At 66.6% G+C, this 18874-nt stretch carries 21 protein-coding genes; 10 read left to right on the top strand and 11 right to left on the bottom strand.

All coding sequences use genetic code 11. The annotated features are described in order from the left end of the window. Positions 1-29 precede the first annotated feature (29 nt). The 3 genes from EF834_RS14665 (at position 30) to EF834_RS14655 (ending at position 2655) form a co-directional block, all read left to right on the top strand. On the top strand, positions 30-1487 hold the full coding sequence (locus EF834_RS14665; protein ID WP_127947962.1) for a M20/M25/M40 family metallo-hydrolase: 1458 nt from the start codon (positions 30-32) through the stop codon (positions 1485-1487). A 64-nt stretch (positions 1488-1551) separates the two neighbouring features. Beyond that, a complete protein-coding gene (locus EF834_RS14660; RefSeq protein ID WP_127947961.1) occupies positions 1552-2421 on the top strand; it encodes an adenylate/guanylate cyclase domain-containing protein in 870 nt (289 codons plus the stop codon). A gap of 54 nt (positions 2422-2475) precedes the next feature. Then, positions 2476-2655: a hypothetical protein gene (locus EF834_RS14655; protein ID WP_127947960.1), complete on the top strand. Its 180-nt coding sequence runs from the start codon at positions 2476-2478 to the stop codon at positions 2653-2655. Between the two features lie 9 nt (positions 2656-2664). Here the strand turns inward: EF834_RS14655 and thiD are convergent, their stop codons facing one another. Beyond that, positions 2665-3516, bottom strand: a complete 852-nt coding sequence (thiD, locus tag EF834_RS14650) for a bifunctional hydroxymethylpyrimidine kinase/phosphomethylpyrimidine kinase (protein ID WP_127947959.1) — start codon at positions 3514-3516, stop codon at positions 2665-2667. Between the two features lie 366 nt (positions 3517-3882). Between thiD and EF834_RS14645 the strand changes: the two genes are divergently transcribed. After that, the gene (locus EF834_RS14645) at positions 3883-4227 is read left to right on the top strand and encodes a GNAT family N-acetyltransferase (protein WP_127947958.1); all 345 of its coding nucleotides are present in this window, start codon (positions 3883-3885) and stop codon (positions 4225-4227) included. On the opposite strand, the gene EF834_RS14640 is transcribed toward EF834_RS14645, so the two are convergent. From EF834_RS14640 to EF834_RS14630, 3 genes are all read right to left on the bottom strand, one after another. Continuing rightward, on the bottom strand, positions 4228-5028 hold the full coding sequence (locus tag EF834_RS14640) for an exodeoxyribonuclease III (protein ID WP_127947957.1): 801 nt from the start codon (positions 5026-5028) through the stop codon (positions 4228-4230). Positions 5029-5057: 29 nt separating this feature from the next. Beyond that, complete coding sequence (locus EF834_RS14635) at positions 5058-5309, bottom strand: putative acetyltransferase (RefSeq protein ID WP_127947956.1); 252 nt, start codon at positions 5307-5309, stop codon at positions 5058-5060. Between the two features lie 98 nt (positions 5310-5407). Further along, positions 5408-6013, bottom strand: coding sequence for a peptide deformylase (locus EF834_RS14630; RefSeq protein ID WP_127947955.1), 606 nt, complete (start codon positions 6011-6013; stop codon positions 5408-5410). 223 nt (positions 6014-6236) lie between these two features. On the opposite strand from EF834_RS14630, the gene EF834_RS14625 reads away from it, so the two are divergent. The 5 genes from EF834_RS14625 to EF834_RS14605 all read left to right on the top strand — a co-directional run bounded on the left by EF834_RS14625 (position 6237) and on the right by EF834_RS14605 (position 10731). Then, a complete protein-coding gene (locus EF834_RS14625; protein ID WP_127947954.1) occupies positions 6237-6578 on the top strand; it encodes a DUF3263 domain-containing protein in 342 nt (113 codons plus the stop codon). Between the two features lie 81 nt (positions 6579-6659). Next, complete coding sequence (locus EF834_RS14620) at positions 6660-7217, top strand: LytR C-terminal domain-containing protein (protein ID WP_127947953.1); 558 nt, start codon at positions 6660-6662, stop codon at positions 7215-7217. 79 nt (positions 7218-7296) lie between these two features. Continuing rightward, complete coding sequence (sodC, locus tag EF834_RS14615) at positions 7297-7998, top strand: superoxide dismutase[Cu-Zn] (protein WP_127947952.1); 702 nt, start codon at positions 7297-7299, stop codon at positions 7996-7998. A 135-nt stretch (positions 7999-8133) separates the two neighbouring features. Beyond that, on the top strand, positions 8134-9252 hold the full coding sequence (locus EF834_RS14610; protein ID WP_127947951.1) for a glutamate--cysteine ligase: 1119 nt from the start codon (positions 8134-8136) through the stop codon (positions 9250-9252). Positions 9253-9354: 102 nt separating this feature from the next. Then, positions 9355-10731 (top strand): phosphatase PAP2 family protein, encoded by a 1377-nt coding sequence (locus EF834_RS14605; RefSeq protein ID WP_127947950.1) that lies wholly within the window; start codon positions 9355-9357, stop codon positions 10729-10731. Here EF834_RS14605 and mnhG read toward each other — a convergent pair. From mnhG to EF834_RS14575, 6 genes are read right to left on the bottom strand one after another with little or no spacing between them, the layout of a single operon-like run. Then, a complete protein-coding gene (gene mnhG / locus EF834_RS14600; RefSeq protein ID WP_127947949.1) occupies positions 10691-11032 on the bottom strand; it encodes a monovalent cation/H(+) antiporter subunit G in 342 nt (113 codons plus the stop codon). The two genes, EF834_RS14605 and mnhG, sit on opposite strands and share 41 nt — an antisense overlap. Then, entirely contained in the window at positions 11029-11289 is a 261-nt protein-coding gene (locus tag EF834_RS14595) for a monovalent cation/H+ antiporter complex subunit F (protein WP_127947948.1), read from the bottom strand. Before EF834_RS14595 ends, mnhG begins: the two co-directional genes overlap by 4 nt. Continuing rightward, a complete protein-coding gene (locus EF834_RS14590; protein WP_127947947.1) occupies positions 11286-11858 on the bottom strand; it encodes a Na+/H+ antiporter subunit E in 573 nt (190 codons plus the stop codon). The genes EF834_RS14595 and EF834_RS14590 overlap by 4 nt, the downstream gene beginning before the upstream one ends. Then, entirely contained in the window at positions 11855-13456 is a 1602-nt protein-coding gene (locus EF834_RS14585; protein ID WP_127947946.1) for a Na+/H+ antiporter subunit D, read from the bottom strand. The genes EF834_RS14590 and EF834_RS14585 overlap by 4 nt, the downstream gene beginning before the upstream one ends. Beyond that, positions 13453-14034 carry a Na(+)/H(+) antiporter subunit C gene (locus EF834_RS14580; protein ID WP_127947945.1) on the bottom strand — a complete coding sequence of 194 codons (582 nt, stop codon included), beginning with the start codon at positions 14032-14034 and terminating at the stop codon, positions 13453-13455. The genes EF834_RS14585 and EF834_RS14580 overlap by 4 nt, the downstream gene beginning before the upstream one ends. Continuing rightward, positions 14031-16865, bottom strand: a complete 2835-nt coding sequence (locus EF834_RS14575) for a Na+/H+ antiporter subunit A (protein ID WP_127947944.1) — start codon at positions 16863-16865, stop codon at positions 14031-14033. The genes EF834_RS14580 and EF834_RS14575 overlap by 4 nt, the downstream gene beginning before the upstream one ends. Before the next feature lie 198 nt (positions 16866-17063). On the opposite strand from EF834_RS14575, the gene EF834_RS14570 reads away from it, so the two are divergent. After that, positions 17064-17486: an NUDIX hydrolase gene (locus EF834_RS14570; RefSeq protein ID WP_127947943.1), complete on the top strand. Its 423-nt coding sequence runs from the start codon at positions 17064-17066 to the stop codon at positions 17484-17486. 44 nt (positions 17487-17530) lie between these two features. Here EF834_RS14570 and EF834_RS14565 read toward each other — a convergent pair whose 3' ends face one another. Continuing rightward, positions 17531-18865 (bottom strand): hypothetical protein, encoded by a 1335-nt coding sequence (locus EF834_RS14565; RefSeq protein WP_127947942.1) that lies wholly within the window; start codon positions 18863-18865, stop codon positions 17531-17533. Between the last annotated feature and the right edge of the window lie 9 nt (positions 18866-18874).

Below are 18874 nucleotides of genomic sequence, written 5' to 3'. Positions count from 1 at the left end.
AAGGGCCCCGAACGCGGTAGTCTGCCCCCATGCGGATGAGCGTGACGTTCGTCGCAGGTGTGGCCGGCGCACTGGTGCTCGCGGGATGCGCAAATCCCGACGACATCGGTCCGCCGGTGGACGGGCCGGGCCTCGCGTCGGCGATCGACACGAACGCGGTGATCGAGGACCTCGGTCAATTCGAGCGAATCGCGAATGACAACGGGGGCAATCGGGCCGTCGGCACACACGGCTACGAGGCGAGTCTCGACTATGTCGTGGATCAGCTCGAGCGCGCCGGATTCGACGTGGACACACCGGAATTCGCCGTCGAGACATTCGAGGCGGCCAGTCAGAGCTTGCAGGTGTCGGGTCGCGATGTACCGGTGGATGCCCTCACGTACTCACCGGCGACGCCGGCGGGCGGGTTGCATGCCCGGCTGGTGCCGGTGCCGGCGGGCCGCGCCGATGGCTGTGAAAGCATCGACTACGGCGGTTTGGACGTGACGGGCGCGGTGGTGCTGGTCGATCGGGGTGAGTGCTCGTTCGCGCAGAAACAGCAGGTCGCCGCGGATCAGGGAGCGGCAGCGGTCCTGGTCGCCAACAACGTGGACACCGACCTCGAGAATGGCACCCTGGGCGGTACGGACGACGCCCGGATCCCCACCGCCGGGGTCAGCAAAGCCGAAGGTGCTGCGCTGCGGCAGGGTGGCGACGCCGTTCTCGTGCTCGACACGACCATCGAATCGATCAAGTCCCGCAGCGTGATTGCGCAGACGAAATCCGGTGCATCCGACGACGTCGTGATGGCGGGAGCGCATCTCGACTCGGTGCCTGCTGGTCCTGGGATCAACGATGACGGATCGGGTGTCGCGGCTCTGCTCGAGACCGCTCGGCAGCTCGGAGCCGAGCCCAACGTGACCAACGCCGTGCGGTTTGCCTTCTGGGGGGCCGAGGAGGTCGGGCTCGTCGGCTCCAAGGCGTACGTCGAGGGCCTCGACGACGAGGCGCGTGCTGATATCGCGCTCTATCTCAATTTCGACATGGTGGGCTCGGACAACGCCGGCTACCTCGTGTACGACGGAGACGACTCCGACGAGGTGGGCCGGGGCCCAGGACCCGAAGGCTCGGCCGGAATCGAGCGGACACTCGCGTCGATTCTCCTGCAGTTGGGAGTCTCACCCGACGGAACAGACTTCGACGGGCGCTCGGACTACGGCCCGTTCATCGCAGCCGGAATTCCTGCCGGAGGGCTGACCACCGGTGCTGACGGTGTGAAAACGGCAGCTCAGGCGAGCAAGTGGGGCGGCGAACCGGACGCGCTGTTCGATCCGAACTACCACACCGAGCGGGACACACTAGCCAATGTGGATCGGCAGGCACTCGAACTCAACGCGGAGGCGATCGGGTACGCGGTCGGGCACTATGCCCAGTCGATCGACGGCCCCAACGGTGTCCCCGCGGCGGGCGACGCCCGGACGGCCGCCCGCGCCGATGCGACGAAGTAGACGAGGAGAACGGCGTCACCCGGTACTTCTGCGAGATGACCCGGCCAGGATTATTCTTGCCGACGTGAGTGACGACCCGCTTCACGACGCCAACGTCTCGGAATCGCTACGGGCTGATTCCGGCGACGGGAGCGGGTACGCCAAAGTGTCGGGAACGGTCGCGAAGTGGGTGCGTGACACAGACAGGCGGCCGCGATTCGTCGAAGCCGTCCGGCGCCTACGGCGGGCGCTCCCGGGGGATCCGGCGTTCGGTGACCCCCTGTCAACCTCCGGTCCAGGTGGGGCCCGAGCGGCCGCACGAATGATCGACACCGGTCCCGGCGCGTCCCGCGAGGTGAGCCTGGCTGCGCTGCAGGTGCTGCAGGTAGTGCTCGAGAAGGCCTGGGGTACGCCGGCCGACGGCGAGGTCACGATCGTATTCACCGACCTGGTGGGGTTCTCGAGTTGGTCGCTGCGGGCGGGCGACGGCGCGACGCTGAGTCTTTTGCGAGAGGTCGCCGCGATGGTCGAGCCGCCGATGATCGAGCGCGGGGGCCAGGTGGTGAAGAGGCTCGGGGACGGGTTGATGGTGGTGTTCGACCACCCGGACCGAGCAGTGGAAGCAGTCTTCGAGGCCCGCGCAGCGCTGGCGAACCTGGACTACGACGGCTATCGGCCGCGCATGCGGGTCGGCTTGCACACGGGTGCGCCGCAACCGATCGGCGCCGACTGGTTCGGTGTGGACGTCAACGTCGCCGCCCGGATGATGGAGCTCGGCGGGAAAGGCAACGTCGTGATCTCCGGTGACACTCATGATGCGATCGGCGACCAGAGGCTCGCGGAGCTGGGTCTGACCGCCAGTCACTACCGGCGCGGACTGCTGGCGGCCCCGCAGCGTGGGGTACCGGAGGATCTACCGATCTACGTCCTGCGGCCGGCACCAGCACAGCCCTGACGTCCCGGTCGGACGGCTGTTGCCCGGCCTACGTGCGAGGCGCACACTGTGTGCGTGCCCGATCGCGAACAGCGCACACCCTTCTACGGAGTGGTAATGATCATCGCGGCGCTCGCAGCCGCGATCGCCGTGAGCTATTACGGGCCGACCTGGCTCCGAGTCACGGTTTACATCCTCACTGTGCCGGTGGTGGCCGTCGGTTTCGTCTTCACCTTGCGTGACTACTCGCGGTGAGAGTGGGGATTACACGTTCTTCTGGTCCAGCCGCCACATTGGCGACACCGGTCCGTGTCCCGCACCCAGGTCGTACGCTGCCTCGAGGCAGCGGGTGACCCATTCCTTGCCGAACGCGACCGCGTCGGGCATCGCGTAGCCGTTGGCGAGGGCACACGTGATGGCCGCGGCAAGCGTGTCGCCGCCGCCGTGATCGTTGCCGGTGTCGATCCGCGGGTTGGTGAACTCGTGGAAGGTGTCGCCGTCGAACAGCAGGTCGGTACTGGACGTGGACGAGCGCAGGTGCCCGCCCTTGACCAGAGACCACTTCGCTCCCAGTGCGTGCAAAGCCTCGGCGGCGCGGCGGGCGCTGGCATCGTCGACCACCTCGACGCCGGTGATGAGCCGTACCTCGTCGAGGTTCGGCGTCACCAGCGACGCGATAGGTATGAGCGTGTGACGGACGGCGTCGAGGGCATCCGCGTGCAGCAGCGGATCGCCGTGCATCGACGCGCAGACCGGATCGACCACAAGCGGTACGGGGTGGTCGCGGCCGATCCCGACCTCGGTGCACACCTGAGCGACCGCCTCGATGATCGCAGTCGACGCGAGCATGCCGGTCTTGGCGGCGGACACGCCGATGTCCTCGACGACGCAACGCACCTGCGCTGCCACCGTTTCTGGCGGGATCTCGTGGAATCCGCTGACACCCACGGAGTTCTGCACCGTGACCGCGGCGACCGCGACGCACGCATGCACACCGCACATCGTCATGGTCCGTGAATCGGCCTGGATGCCTGCGCCGCCGCCGGAATCGGTACCGGCGATGGTCAGGGCGCGGATCGGGGTCTGGCCGGTCGGCGTCAGAGGCAGGTAGTCCACGATGTCGAGCCTACCGAGAGGTCGGACCTCGACGGTGGCCGTGCTGTGGTCGGGCAGTGCCGGATGCGCAAGAGACGGAGGGCGAGCCGAGAGTTGGCTTCGCCCTGTGCCTATCCGGTAGCGGCGGGCTGGATTCCTCGGAAGAGGGGTGCAGGTCGGACGAGCTGGCAAGGGTCGAAAGCGTTGCGTGCGAGATTGTTTCGTAGGCGATGGTGGTTGCGGGGGCTGGCCGTCGGTCCCGCGAACAGGGCGGCGTTCTGGAACGCGCGCGAATTTCTGTCAAACGGCAGACAGGCATCGGGGCGCTGCTGTACTAATAGTGGTGTGGGTCACACAATTTCTACCAAGTTATCCCGAGGAGGTGTCGTGTTCGCCGATTCGCCCCTCATCGACGTGACCGACAATTGCGATCAGAACCGCTTCGAGCTGCGGCTCAACGGTGATCTGGTTGGAATCGTGGGTTACTACGACACCTCGCCCGCTGGGAAAGACCGAGAGCCCGATTCCGTTCCCGTGATTTCGTTCATGCACACGGTCGTTGTCGAGGACTTCGGACACCGGGGACTCGCTGCGGTCATGGTGCGGCACGCGCTCGACCACGCTCGCAGCTGCGGTTGGAAGATCAGGCCGGTATGTACCTACGTCCAGCGGTTCGTCGAGGCCAACCCGGAGTACCGCGATCTGATGGTGCCCCTCGACGTACCGGCTTGATCAATCCAAGTCCACAACGACCGGAGCGTGGTCGCTCGCGCCCTTGCCCTTGCGTTCGTCCCGGTCGATGTGGGCGGCTGTGACACGTGCGGCGAACCCAGGCGAGCCGAGCACGTAGTCGATGCGCATCCCCTGTCGCTTCGGGAACCGCAACTGGGTGTAGTCCCAGTAGGTGTAGACGCCCGGGCCGGGCGCGTGTGGACGCACCACATCACTGAATCCCGCCTCGGCGAATGCATTGAACGCATCTCTTTCCGGTTGAGAAGTGTGCGTCCTGTCCTCGAAGAACGCCGGATCCCACACATCCTCGTCGGTGGGCGCGACGTTCCAATCACCTACCAGTGCGATCTGTGCGTCCGGGTTGCCGGCCAGCCATCCCTCGGCGTCTGCACGCAGCTTCGCCAACCACTCGAGCTTGTAGACGTAGTGCGGGTCGGTCAAACCGCGACCATTCGGCACGTACAGACTCCACACTCGCACTCCACCAGCGGTTGCGCCGATCGCGCGGGCCTCCAGCGCGGCCTCGCTCGCGGGGTCCTTGCTGAACCCCGGCTGGTCCGTGAACCCCACCTGCACATCATCGAGCCCGACGCGGGATGCGATCGCCACGCCGTTCCACTGGCTCAGGCCTACGTGAGCGACCTCGTAGCCCGCTTCGCCGAACCTCTCGTACGGGAACTGCTCGTCCTTGCACTTGGTTTCCTGTATGGCCAACACGTCGGTGCCGGTACGCGTCAGCCAGTCCAGGATCCGGTCGGTTCGGGCACGGACCGAGTTCACATTCCACGTCGCGAGTCGCACACCCGAGAGGGTAGTCGGCTGGAGGCTAGTCAGCTGCTCTGGCATTCGCCAGACCCGGTCCCGGACCTGCGCATCGGTTTCGGACCCAATGCCTTGAGCGCCTCCACACGATCCCGTTCCACCTCGATCACTCGGCCGTCGGCGGAGCGGACCACCACTGTCGGCTCGAGTTGCTCCAGCGTGCCGATCACATCGGTGAGCGCGTGCGACGCGCCTGGTGGTAGCCGATACCGCACCACCACCCTGCCGCCGAGGGCCGGCTTTCCGGGACTCGGCTCCATGGGCTTTCCCTTCCGACTCCGGTCGAGTCGTCCTCTGGTCAACTCAGTCAGTCATTCCGCCCAGTCGGTCATTCCGCCCAGTCGGTCATTTCGCCCGGTCAGTCGCTGCCGTCGACATCGTCGTGACCGAAGGGGTCCTCGTCGGTGCCCGGCGTCCAACTCTGGCCCGGCACGCCCCACCCTGCCCTCTTGATCGTCTTCTTGGCGGCGCGCGCATTGCGGCCGATCAGTACGTCCACGTAGAGGAAGCCGTCGAGATGGCCGGTCTCGTGCTGCAGCATGCGCGCGAAGAAGCCCTGGCCCTCGAGCTCGACCGGGTTGCCTTCCTCGTCGGTGCCGGTCACCTTCGCCCAGTCGGCGCGGCCCGTTGGGAACTGCTCGCCGGGCACCGACAGGCAGCCCTCGACGTCGTCGTCCGGATCCGGCATGGTCTCCGGGATCTCCGAGGTCTCGAGCACAGGGTTGATCACCGCGCCCCGGCGGCGGATCTCCTTGCCGGCCTCGTCGGTGTCGGGGCAGTCGTAGACGAACAGACGTTTCGCGACACCCACCTGGTTCGCCGCCAGACCCACACCGTTCGCGGCGTCCATCGTCTCGTACATATCGCGGATCAGGTCGGCGAGCTCAGTGGGTGACTCGGTCACCGGCTTGGTCGGCTCGTGAAGGACAGGGTCACCGACGATCCGGATGGGAAGAATTGCCATGGTCACCAAGGATAATGGGCGTGATTTTCGCGGCGCGCCTCGCCGGAACTCGGTGCTTGCAGTCATGATCATGGTTCAATTACCGGGAAGAGCAATGGTGTAATTCGTGTCCGGTCAAGCGGGTTCCCGGTGCTCGGACACGCGTTCGGCCTGACGCTGTCAGGCCTGTTAGGGAGTACGAGGTCTCGCCGAGGTCGAACTGGATCAGCAGTCGAGGAGTGAGATGGACGGCGCAGCAGCCCGGAACGAAACTGAACGCACCGACAATGCCTTGGGAAACGAGGCATCGGGAAACGAGGTCGGCACCGACGGCCTTACCCGCCGCGAACACGACATCCTCTCCTTCGAGCGGCAGTGGTGGAAGTACGCGGGCGCCAAGGAAGAGGCCATCAAGGAGTTGTTCTCCATGTCGGCGACCCGGTACTACCAGGTGCTCAACGCCCTCGTAGACCGGCCCGAGGCGCTGGCTGCCGACCCGATGCTGGTCAAGCGTCTGCGCCGCCTGCGGGCCAGTCGGCAGAAGGCCCGGGCCGCGCGTCAGCTCGGTTTCGACGTCTCGACATAGCCCGCCGGCCCAGCCGCCACCAACGCCCGGCCGTCGTCACCTCGTTACCGGACGAGCCCGACGCCGATTAAGGTCGGAACAGTGACCACCCCCAACCCCAACTCGTCAGGACCTCCGCTGCGTGCGATCGCGATGGTGCTGATCGCCCTCGCGATCCTGTTCGCGGGTCTGGGCGCGGCCAGCCTGGGCGCCTTGGGCGGCTCGAATGCCGACGAATCAGCCACCGAGGTCGCGGCGGGCACTTCGCCGACGACCACCGCGCCACCGGCCGTGACCACTACCGTCGCGGCTCCTGCTGCGCCGCCGACGACCAGTCCGGAGGGGACCGGTGCGGCCGCGGCAGCACCCACTGGGCCAGTCGACAAGTCGGTGCCGGTGCGGGTGTTCAACAACAGCGACGTCACCGGGCTCGCCGCACGGACCGCGAGCGAACTGACGTCCGACGGCTGGACTGTCTCCGAGACCGCGAACTTCACGGACGGGGTCATCCCGACCAGCACCGTCTACTACGGCGACGACGCCGTCGAGAAGCAGGCGGCGGAGGCCATCGCCTCCGAACTCGGCTTCCCGGCCGAACCGCGTTTCGAGGGCATTGCCGGCATACCGCCGGGAGTGATCGTGATCGTTACCTCCCAGTAGATCGATCGGGTCGAACAGATCGATCGGCCTGCTCATCAAGATCATCCGAAATTTTGAACGACGCCGAAGGAGCAGTTCGATGGCCTCGAAATTCACCCGCCTCGATTCCTGGTTTGTCGTGGCCCCAGTGGTCGCAATCACCGCGCTGGGCTTGGTCGCATGCTCGAACAGCGTGGAGCCGAGCGACGTTCCCGGTACCACCCCGCCGGTGTGGACCGGTGCGCCGGCTCCTCTGGGTGGGTCCGCCGCGGGCGGTGCCGAGCACGCCGCCATCGACACGGTCTCCGTGCAGCTCGACAATGCGCAGGGTAGCCAGGTCGGTACCGCGACGCTCGCCGAGAGCGAGGACGGTTATGTCCAGATCGCCGTCGACGTTCACGATCTGACCCCCGGCTTCCACGGCTTGCACGTCCACTCGGTCGGCAAGTGCGAGCCCAACTCGGTCGCCCCAACCGGTGGCGAGCCCGGCAACTTCCTCTCCGCCGGCGGTCACTTCCAGGTGGGGGGCCGCACCGGGCATCCGGCCAGTGGCGACCTTACTTCGCTCCAGGTGCGTGAGGACGGCGTCGGCTACCTCGTTACCACCACCGACGCGTTCACCCTCGAGGATCTGAAGAACGACGGTGAGGGCACCGCGCTGATGATCCACGCGGATCCCGACAACTTCGGCAATATCCCCAGCCGCTACACGCTGCCCAACAACGCCACCTCGCCGGACCAGGAGACACTGTCGACCGGAGACGCCGGTGCGCGCGTCGCCTGCGGGGTCATCGAAGGCTGATGACCACGGCGGTAGTCGTTCGGCGACACCGCCCACCAGGCGTTCAGCGACACCGTCCGCCGGGGCCCCGATTCCGTAGTTCGGGGACTTCCGGGCGTCCTGCGGGCGCTCGGACCGTGTGGTTGGATCGGTCCTGTGGGAGTCCCCTTCGCTGGTTCACCCCGTCCGACCCTCGGGGTGGAGTGGGAGATCGCGCTGGTTGACAGCACCACCCGTGATCTGTCCAACACCGCCGCGGCGGTCTTCGATGCGGTCGGCGAACTGGTCGACAAGCCTCGGGTCACCAAGGAGTTGCTCCGAAACACAGTCGAGTTCGTCACAGGCATCTGCGATACGGTCGGTGAAGCCATCGACGATCTGTCCGAGACGATGTCGCTGGTGCGGCGTGCGGCGAACCCGCTCGGCGTCGACCTCATGTGTGCCGGCACCCATCCGTTCGCGCGATGGTCCACTCAATTGCTCACCCGCACCCCGCACTACGACGAACTCATCGAACGCACCCAGTGGTGGGGACGGCAGATGTTGATCTGGGGTGTCCACGTTCACGTCGGGATATCTTCCAGGGAGAAGATGTTCCCGATCCTCAATGCGCTGCTATTGAAATATCCTCACCTGCTCGCGCTTTCGGCTTCCTCACCGATGTGGACGGGCGTCGACACCGGGTACGCCAGCAATCGTGCGTTGATGTTCCAGCAGTTGCCGACCGCCGGGCTGCCGTTCCAGTTCGAGAACTGGGGCCAATTCGAGGGGTACGTGCACGACCAGTTGACGACCGGCGTCATCGCCGATCTCGCGGGCCTGCACTGGGACATCCGTCCCGCGCCCCGCTGGGGCACGATCGAAGTCCGGGTGTGCGATGGCATCTCCACCCGTACCGAGCTGAGCGCCCTCGTCGCTCTCATCCACTGCCTCGTCGTCTATCTCGACACCCGGCTCGACGCGGGGGAGACGCTGCCGTCCATGCCGCCGTGGCATGTACAGGAGAACAAGTGGCGCGCTGCCCGATACGGCCTCGATGCCGAGGTGATCCTCGGCGCCGACAACCGGGAACGCCTCGTCACCGACGACCTCTACGATCTGCTGGAGAAGCTCACGCCCACAGCGGTGAGGCTCGGCTGCGCCGAGGAACTCGCCCGAGTCGCCGACATCCCCCGCCGCGGGGCGTCGTACCAACGGCAACGCAAGGTCGCCGCTGCCACCGGCGGTGACGTGCGGGCCGTCGTTGCCTCCCTAGTGAACGAACTCGACACGTAACGCTGTCTTTGCCCGCCGTTTACTATATTCGGCGTGTTAGTGGACGGTGGTGTGCGTACCGAGCCGGTTCGGCTCAGCGATCGAACTCGACGTGCCCTTCTCATGGGTGCCGTTGCTGCGGTGGTCGTCACCCTTGTCGGCCTGCAGATCTTCGCGTCCGTTCGGGGCTTCCAGGGGCCACTGGCCAGCCTCCTCGACGACTTCGTGGGCACCCCGAAGTCGGCGTCCGTGCCGTGGGCTGGACTTGCACTCGGAGTCGTGGGACTGACCACCCGGTATCGGATCATCGCGTTGGCGAGTGCCGCCGGGATCGACGTCGTCATCGCCGCGATTCGCTACCTCACCGGTGGACCACTGACTGTCGGCAACGGCGCGGTGATCGTGCTGACGGCTGTCGCCGCTTACGCCGCGGTGAATCGGCACGGCGAACAGCGCCGAAAGATACTCACCGGAGTCGGATTCGGTGCGCTGCTGATCCTCGCCACCAAGATCGGCGACGTGTGGTTGCACATCACCGTCATCACTCAGCCAATGGTCCTCGACCAGTACGTCCAGCTTGCCGATCGCGCCCTCGGCAACCCGGCGTGGGTGATGGGGGATGTCGTCGACGCCCTGGGCCCCGTCGGGTACTTCGTGCTGCACTGGGTGTACATCGAACTGCCCGTCGCTGCGATCGTCGTCGCGCTCTACCAACTGAGCAAGGGGTGGCCATCGCACCATCTGGTGCGCACCTTCCTGCTGATAGGGCTGGTCGGGCCGGTCTTCTACATCCTCTTCCCAGTGGTCGGGCCGATCTTCGTGTTCGGTGCCGACGGCCACGGCTTCCAGGTCGGCAACTTCTGGCCCGGCATCGCCCCGTTCGACCCGACGCCGTCGCCCATGCCGTTCGACGACGCGACCCCGCGCAACTGCATGCCCAGCCTGCACACAGCGTGGGCGCTGGCGCTGTTCCTGCATTCGCGGCAAGGCCCGCGATGGCTGCGCTGGGGCGGCACGTTCTGGCTGGTGGCCACTCTTGCGGCGACTCTCGGGTTCGGCTACCACTACGGGGTCGACCTCATCGCCGGTGCGGTCCTGACGCTGGCACTCGAGTCGGCCCTACGCGACCCCGAACGCGGCTGGGGCTGGTTCCGGATCCGGCTCGTCGTCGGCGGCGGGATCCTGCTGGCCGTGCTGCTGCTCAGCTACCGGTTCCTCGCGGTGGAGATCGCTCAGTACCCGGCGGTGTCGGCGCCACTGCTCCTCGGTGTCCCAGCCTTGTTCGCCCTGGACTACTGGAGAACCTTTCACCGCACGCCCCGCTTGTGTCCCGCGCACTCCACGCTCTCGGAGGCCACCGCCCGGGCGACAAGAGTGGAAGGCGCGAGGGTCCTGCTGTCCGGTAGAACCCCGTCCAGTGGAACGCCGTCCGGTGGGACGCAGCCCAGCAGATCGGCGTCTAGTAGAACGTGTCAGGAGTGTCGTCGCGTCGGTCCATGACCAGTCCGTCCTGCCCGCGCTGCTCGCGGTAGGCGACGCGGCCGACGCTGTAGGCGATCATGGGTGCGGTCAGCAGAGTGAACATCCCGACCAGGACCAGCATCCAGATGTCGACGTTGCCGTGCAGTCGGATCACCGCGCCGGCAAGGACCAGCACCAGGCCGACGACCTGGGGCTTGGTGGCCGCGTGCATCCGGGAGAGGGTGTCGGGGAAACGGACGAGGCCGATCGCCGCGGTGAGCGCGAGGAACGATCCGACCAGGATGCAGGTCGCGGCGATGACGTCGAGGACTGTGTTCATGAGTCGTCTCGCACTCGGAACCGGGCCACGCTCACCGAACCGATGAAGCCGACGAGGGCGAGCGCGACGATGGCGGGCACGATCGTGGTGTCACCGGTGTAGGTGGCCCACACCGACAGTCCGCAGATCGCGGTCCCGATGAGGGTGTCCATCGCGATCAGGCGGTCGAGGCTGCCGGGTCCGGCGAGGAGTCGTTGGGTGGTGACCAGCGCCGCGAGCACCAGCATCACTCCGGAAATGATCATCACGGCTGTCATGCCCGGTCCTCCCTGCCCTGTTCGTGGTACTCGTAGTCGCGTAGGTGCCACGGCGACGGCTGCCAGTCCGAGTCCCGCTCGAACGACGCGATGAACAGTCGCTCGAGTTGACGCACGGTCCGATAGAACTGGTCCACGGCCTTGGTGGTGCCCACATCGAGGACGTGGACGTATACCGCGCGCCGAGCCTGATCGACCTCGATGACCATGGTGCCCGGGATCAGGTTCAGTACGTCGACGCACAGCGTCAGCACCAGGTCCGACTTGATGCCGAGTTTGCACCGCAGGACGCCGGTCACGGGAGGCGGCCCGGGCCGGACCGCGAGCCATGCGACCTGCACGCTCGACTGACCGGCATAGAAGGTGATCCACCAGACGAGCTGAACCAACGACAACAGATGCACGCGGCCCTCGACTGCCACCCGCGGTAGCGGCAGCAGCCACATGATCAGCAGACCTACGGCGAGGCCGCCGAGAATATTCGCGGCGCTGACGTTCCCCCACAGTAGGACCCACACCGTCGTCAGCCAGGTGAGGACGCCGATGCGGAGAACACGTTCGCGGGTCATGGGCCACCTCCCTCGCCCAGCACGGCCGTGATGTAGACGTCTCGATTCTGCAGGTCCCGGGCGGCCCGGTCGGCGATCCCGATCATCTGGCCCGCGAAGACCGTCAGCGCCAGGCCCACAGCGACCAGGCCGATGGTCGGAGCCAGCATGAACACCGGCATCCGGCCCACATCCTCACGGTCGACGAAGGCGATGTCCCGCTCGGACTCGTCGATCAGCGCCGACGGGCTCACGTCCGCGAGGTCGCCTTCAGGGGCATCGGCTCGGGCCCTCCAGAACGCCTTCGTCCAGACGCGGGCCACGACGTACAGCGTCAACAGGCTTGTGACGGTGCCGCCGGCGACAAGTGTCCAGGACAGCACGCTGGGGTGTGCGACGCCGGCCTGCAGTAGCGCGATCTTGCCGATGAACCCGGAAAACGGCGGGATGCCGCCCAGGTTCAGGGCCGGGATCAGGAACACGATCGCGAGCAACGGACTGGCCGCCGCGAGGCCGCCGAGACGGCGGAGCGACGACGATCCGGCCTGCCGTTCTATCAGACCCACCACCAGGAACAGCGTCGTCTGCACGATGATGTGGTGCGCCACGTAGTAGACGGCGCCGGACAGACCGGACTGCGTCGAGAGCGCGACACCGAAGATCATGTAGCCGATATGGCTGACCAGGGTGAACGACAGCAGACGCTTGATGTCGCTCTGCGCGATCGCACCCAGGATGCCGACGATCATGGTGAGCAGACCGCAAACCATCAGGACGTCGTCGAGCTCCCCCTGCGGGAACAACAGTGAGTGGGCGCGGATGATCGCGTACACACCCACCTTGGTGAGAAGGCCCGCGAACACCGCCGTGACCGGGGCCGGGGCGGTGGGGTAGGAGTCGGGCAGCCATGCCGACAGCGGGAACACCGCAGCCTTGATACCGAACGCCACCAGCAGCACACCGAAGATGGCCATGCGGGTGCCGGTGGGGATGTCGTCGAGCCGCTCGGACATCTGCGCCAGATTGAGGGTGCCGGTCGCGGCGTATGCAAAGCCGATGCCGGCCAGGAAGATCAGCGACGACACCATCGAGACCATGACGTACGACACACCGGCTCGGACGCGGTCCGCGCTCGCTCCCAGTGTCAACAGCACGAAGCTCGCGGCCAGCAGCACCTCGAAGCCGACAAACATGTTGAACAGGTCGCTGGCGAGGAACGCGTTGGACACACCAGCCGTGAGCGCCAGGTATGTCGGAAGGAAAATCGAGACCGGTTGGTTTTCCTGCCCGTCGCGAATGCCCTGACCGACGGCGTACACGATGACGGCGAGTAGCACGATCGACGACACCAGCAGCATCAGTGCCGCCAGTCGGTCGACCACGAGCGTGATGCCGATCGGGGTGTCCCAGCCGCCCACCTGGACAGCGGTTGCGCCGAACCGGTCCGCGAGATATAGCAGCATCGCCGAGACGGCGGTGACGGCGACCAGGGCGAAGATCGTGACCGCGCGCTGAACGGTGGGTCGGCGACCGACGAACAACGTGGTTGCCGCGGCCAGCATCGGGATCAGGACCGGCAGGGGCGCGAGTGTCCGGATGAGATCGGGAGACAGGCTCATCGTCGTCCCCTCGGTACCCCGGATCCCATACCGCCGGATTCCCTTTCGTCTTCCTCGTCTTCGTCTCCGTGAAGATTCTGGTAGGACTGGTAGTCCTCGGGATCCTCCAGGAGGTCGACGGGGATCGGATTGCCCGCGGCGTCGAAGGCGTCGCCGCTCTTGCTCGGGGCGCCGGTCAATGGGTCGTCGGAGCGGTCGCGATCGGGAGCCTCGGCGGGGCTGCGCCGTTTGAAAACCTTGGTGTCCTCGGTGTCGTCCTCGAGGCGGTCCATGGTGTTGATCTTGAAGGCCCGGTATGCGAGTGCGAGCACGAACGCGGCGATACCCATGGTGATGACGATCGCGGTCAGGATCATTGCCTGTGCGAGTGGATCCGCCATCTCCTCGCGGAAGGGTTCGCGGCCCACGATCGGGGGGTTGCCCGCGCGACCGCCGGCGGTGAGGATCAGCAGATTCACGGCGTTGCTGATCAGCAGTATGCCCAGCAGCATTCGGGTGATGCTGCGTTCGACCAGCAGGTACACGCCCGCGGCGGTGAGCGCGCCGATGAGGATCAACGAAGCGAGATCGGCACTCACGCGTTCACCTCCTCCCGTGCGTCGAGTCGGGCACCGAGGCTTCGGAGCACGTCGAGCACCAGGCCCACCACGATCAGGTACACCCCTAGGTCGAAGAAGAGCGCGGTGACGAGTTTGATGTCGCCGAGCAGCGGCAGCGTCACCTCGAACACGGCCGACGACAGCGGCGGGGCGCCGAGGAACAGCGAGGCCGCCGCAGTGCCGGCGGCGAGGCCGAGGCCGAGGCCGAGGATCTTGCCCGCGTCGATCGGGACGGTCTCGCCGAGTTCGTACCGGCCGCCGGCGAGATATCGCAGGACCAATGCAAGCCCGGCGGTGAGCCCGCCGGCGAAGCCGCCACCGGGTGCGTTGTGGCCGGAGAAGAAGAAGTAGACGGACAGAACCATCATCGTCGGGAAGATCAGCCGGGTGGTCACCTCGAGCACCAGCGACCGGTGTCGCGGGTCGATCAGGTCGCCGCCACGCAGCCAGGTCCGCTCCGAACTCGACGAAGCCGCGTCGAGCACGACGGTGGGGGCGTCGGCCACACGAGGCGCGGTCCCGAAGCGGCGGCTCCGGAACACGAGGCTCGCGACACCGGTGGCTGCGACCAGCAACACCGAGATCTCGCCGAAGGTGTCCCACGCGCGGATGTCGACGAGGAGCACGTTGACCACGTTGCGGCCGTCCCCGAGTACGTATGCCGCCTCCGGCAACTGGTAGTGGATCGGCACCGTGTTGCGGGCGTTCACCGCGTACGCGGCGAGGATGGTGACCGCGGTACCGACGCCGATCGCCAGGAGTGCGCGGGGAACTTTGAAGCCGACGGACTGACGCTCGTCGACCTCGGCGGGCAGTTTGCGAAGCACCAAAACGAAGATCACCAAGGTCAGCGTCTCGACGAGGAACTGGGTCAGTGCCAGGTCGGGCGCCCCGTGCAGCGCGAACAGGACCCCGCAGCCGTAGCCGGTGAGTCCCACGAGGATCACCGCGGCCAGGCGGTTGCGCATCACCGTCGTGGCCAGGGCGGCCCCGATCATCCCGAGGCCGACAGTGAACTGCAGCGGCGAATCCCACAGTCGGAACTCGGCCCAGGCGTCGGTGTACAGCGCCAGCACGATCATGGGCAACAGCATCAACGTCGCGAGGATCGTCGACTGCGTGAGCGGCAGCGAGCCGCGCTGGGTGAAGCCGGTGAGGCGCATCGACAGCGCGTCCATCCCCCGCAGTGTGGCGTCGTACGCGCGGTCGGCGTTGCCGAGCGGCGGGTTCTTGAACTGTAGGCGGGCCACGGCCCAGCGATGGGCCACGAACAGCACCGTACCGAGAAGGACGATCGTGACGGTGAGCAGCAGCGGAGTGGTGATTCCGTGCCACAGACCCAGGTGGTAGTCGGCGTGCGGGCCGGCGGGCAGCGTCGTCGAGTACGGCGTCAGTAGCTTCTCGAGCTGCGGTGACAGCGGGCCGGCGAGCAGACCGGCAACTGCAAGGACCGCGGACGGGGCCAGCAGCAGTGCGCCCGGGGCGTGCATGCCCGTGACCGCAGGGCTCGGCTGCCGTAACCGTTTGCGGCCGAACGCACCCCACACGAACCGGATGCTGTATGCGACGGTGAGGATCGATCCGAGTGTGATCGCGGCGGCGGTCACGGTCTGTTCCCACGGCTCGAGCACGTTCGCCTCGAGGATGGATTCGAGTGCGGCCTCCTTGCCGACGAACCCGAGGAAGGGCGGCAGCCCGGCCATCGACGCCGCCGCAAGCGTGGCGATGGCGGCCAGCCACGGAGCCTTCGCGCCCAGGTGGGCGAGTTTGCGTATGTCGCGGGTGCCTGTGCTGTGGTCGATGATGCCGACCACCATGAACAGCGCGGCCTTGAAGAGTCCGTGCGCGATGATCATCGTCATTCCTGCGAGGGCCGCGTCGCGGGATCCGAGACCGACGAGCACCATCATGAACCCGAGTTGGCTCACGGTGCCGAACGCGAGCACCAGTTTCAGGTCGAACGAACGCAGCGCACGCCAGCCGGCGAGCAGCATCGACGCAAGGCCCAGCGTGATGATGGTGACCCGCCACGGTGTCGAATCCGAGAACCCGGGCGCCAGCCGCGCAACGAGATAGATGCCGGCCTTGACCATCGCAGCCGCGTGCAGATAGCCGCTGACCGGGGTGGGCGCGGCCATTGCACCCGGAAGCCAGAAGTGCAACGGCACAATCGCGGACTTCGACAGTGCACCGATCAGCACCAGTACCAGCGCGACGCTCGCGAGCCAACCGCTCGGCGGGTTCGCAACAACGTCGGAGAGGTTGTAGCTGCCCACCGACTGCCCGAGCATGAGGATGCCGACCAGCATCGCGAGGCCACCAGCGGTGGTCACCAGCAGTGCTTGCGTGGCGGCGCGGCGGCTGGTCGCTCGTTCGGCGTAGTGACCCACCAGCAGGAACGACAGGACCGTCGTCAGTTCCCAGAACGTGTAGAGGATGATCATGTTGTCGCTGGTCACGAGACCGAACATGGCGCCCGCGAACGCGACCATCTCGGCGGCGAAGATGCCGAGCCGGCGTTCGTCGTTGGTGAAGTAGCGACCGCAGTAGATCAGGATCAGAGTTCCGACGCCGAGGACCAGGACGGACATGATCGCGGCGAGCGAGTCGAACCGCATGTCGATGTCCATCGACAGGCCGGGTGCCCACTGGATGTGCAGTTCGCGTTCCTGCCCCCAGTTCGCGAGCACCCAGCCGAGGCTTCCCAGCGGTACCAGTGCGAGCAGAAAGAACCCATTGCGCCCCATCGACCGCACGACGAGCGGAGCCAAAACAGCCGCTACTGCGTGAGCGATCAATACGACAAGCAAATGACACTCCGTCGGGTCGTCGGGCGGCGGGGTGACGAATCAGCGTTAGCCGATAGTCGAGTAGACCGTTCGCTTAGCTAGCAGAGTGGGCTACGAGGCCATCTTACTGAGCGGACTGGGACAAGCCTTTCAACAAGGAAATCGGACACGCGTCGGCCGGGTCGGCGAGGAGCGCGGAACCCGAGTACTTTTCGACGGGTGTTCGACGACAAGCTCACCCCGATCCGTACCGCCGCGCTCGCCCACATCCGTGACCGCCGCATGCTGCAGGCCCGGTCGGCCGGCAAGACCGCGTTCTACATGGCAGGGGGAAAGATCGATCCCGGCGAGACCCCCGAGCAGGCACTGCACCGGGAGATTCGCGAGGAACTCGACACCGACATCGCGCCCGGCACCCTCCGTGAGTTGGGAGTCTTCGAAGCCCCGGCATTCGGACACGGTCACGGCGTCCGGCTGCACATGACGTGCTTCATCGCCGAGCTCGTCGATGAACCTCAGGCGACAGGCGAAATCGCCGAGATCCGCTACTTCACCGAAGCCGAGTACACCGCGATGTCCGAGACTGCGCCCGGTTCGCGGCTCGTCTTCGCAAAACTGAAAGAGTTGGATCTCGTCGACTGACGGACAGATTTTGGTCCCCGCTGTGCACGATTGCCGGCGAAGCGTCAGTCCGCACGCGGGACGGGACGGGCCCGTAATCCGCGAATCGCAATCGCGCAGAACACGACGACGAGCAGCAGCGCGATGGCCGCACCGCGGTCGAAGGTGATGCTGGACGTCAACAGATCGGTCTCGAGGATCGAGACGACATCGCCGTCGCGGTGCGGCCACTCGGCGTTGACGATCGGTGCGTATCCGGTGGTCTCGAACGTGGTCGTGGCGCCGACGACGGTTGCGAACACCAGTGACAGCAGCGGCACCACCAGTCCGAGCGCGGCGGGGGCTCCGCTGTCGGGCAGGGTCGCGCCGAGCGCCAGCCCGATTCCCACGCCGAGGACCGCGAGTTCCGCGAGGAACCACGCCTGGCTGTTGGGGGGCGTGGGATCGATCGCGGTGACCAGGGGGATCAGGGCGAGCGTGGCAAGACCGGCCAGGGGCAACGGTCGCCACAGCCCGACCGTCACGCCGACCGCCACCGTGGCGACCCCGACCGTGACCGGCACCCACGGGGTCAGCCGAAGATGGCCCCATGCGAGCGCTGTCGTGGCGAACGGCGCCACAGCCGCAACGGCTGTGGCCGCAAGCAGGAACTGTGACTCGAGGCGCCGGGCCCAGAACTCGGTGAGCGCGACGACGAGTACGAGACACAGGCCGGCGACGACCCAAAGCCGGAACCGAGATCCGCTCTGGCCATCGATCCACTCACCGAGCAGTCGATGCGCGAGCGCCAGCGTCACGACGGCCGCGATCACTTCGCGCACGACCGTGCCGTCGGTGCGTGCGGGTTCCTCGGTATCGATCACCGCGCACACTGCGGCGAGGGCCAGGGCGGGCAAGAGCATCCACCAGAACGGCTCTCCGAGCACCGACGTGCTCGGCGACCAGGCGGCGTGTGCGGTGTGGGCGACGACGAACGTCGACACGACGGCACCGGCCAGGAGGAGCCGGGGCAGCGTGCGTGACCACGCGGCCGCCACCGCCGCACCCAGCAGGACACCCCCGGCCACGCACTTCGTGTAGTACAGCAGCGTCAGCTGGTCGAGATCGCTCACGCCGGACACCATCAGGCGGGCTGCGATCAACACGGCCGTCGTGACGACCGCCGTGATCCACGCCGGGCGCACCGACGCCGCACGCTGGATCGCGGCGTACGTGAGTACGGCGAGCACACACGCGACCGCGACACCCGTGGGCAGGGTACGGTTCCAAGCCTCCAACTGGCGTGCGGTTGCGGTGAACATCGAGCCCGACTGGGGTGGGCTGATGAGCACGAACGTCCCCAGGATCCCAGCGAACAAAACAGCCACGCCGGACAGGGACGAGCGGACGTTCAAGGTCATCACCCCGAC

The organism is Rhodococcus spongiicola (assembly GCF_004011835.1).
Lineage (GTDB): Bacteria > Actinomycetota > Actinomycetes > Mycobacteriales > Mycobacteriaceae > Prescottella > Prescottella spongiicola.
This window is presented reverse-complemented; position numbering and strand designations above follow the sequence as displayed.

Excerpts from the sequence above, each read along its gene's own strand:
- EF834_RS14625 (WP_127947954.1), top strand. The coding sequence starts at position 6,237 with ATGGACGGCGCAGCAGCCCGGAACGAAACTGAACGCACCGACAATGCC.
- EF834_RS14585 (WP_127947946.1), bottom strand. The coding sequence starts at position 13,456 with ATGAGCCTGTCTCCCGATCTCATCCGGACACTCGCGCCCCTGCCGGTC.
- mnhG (WP_127947949.1), bottom strand. The coding sequence starts at position 11,032 with ATGAACACAGTCCTCGACGTCATCGCCGCGACCTGCATCCTGGTCGGA.
- EF834_RS14565 (WP_127947942.1), bottom strand. The coding sequence starts at position 18,865 with ATGACCTTGAACGTCCGCTCGTCCCTGTCCGGCGTGGCTGTTTTGTTC.
- EF834_RS14605 (WP_127947950.1), top strand. The coding sequence starts at position 9,355 with ATGGGTGCCGTTGCTGCGGTGGTCGTCACCCTTGTCGGCCTGCAGATC.
- EF834_RS14595 (WP_127947948.1), bottom strand. The coding sequence starts at position 11,289 with ATGACAGCCGTGATGATCATTTCCGGAGTGATGCTGGTGCTCGCGGCG.
- EF834_RS14665 (WP_127947962.1), top strand. The coding sequence starts at position 30 with ATGCGGATGAGCGTGACGTTCGTCGCAGGTGTGGCCGGCGCACTGGTG.
- sodC (WP_127947952.1), top strand. The coding sequence starts at position 7,297 with ATGGCCTCGAAATTCACCCGCCTCGATTCCTGGTTTGTCGTGGCCCCA.
- EF834_RS14635 (WP_127947956.1), bottom strand. The coding sequence starts at position 5,309 with ATGGAGCCGAGTCCCGGAAAGCCGGCCCTCGGCGGCAGGGTGGTGGTG.
- EF834_RS14590 (WP_127947947.1), bottom strand. The coding sequence starts at position 11,858 with ATGACCCGCGAACGTGTTCTCCGCATCGGCGTCCTCACCTGGCTGACG.
- EF834_RS14630 (WP_127947955.1), bottom strand. The coding sequence starts at position 6,013 with ATGGCAATTCTTCCCATCCGGATCGTCGGTGACCCTGTCCTTCACGAG.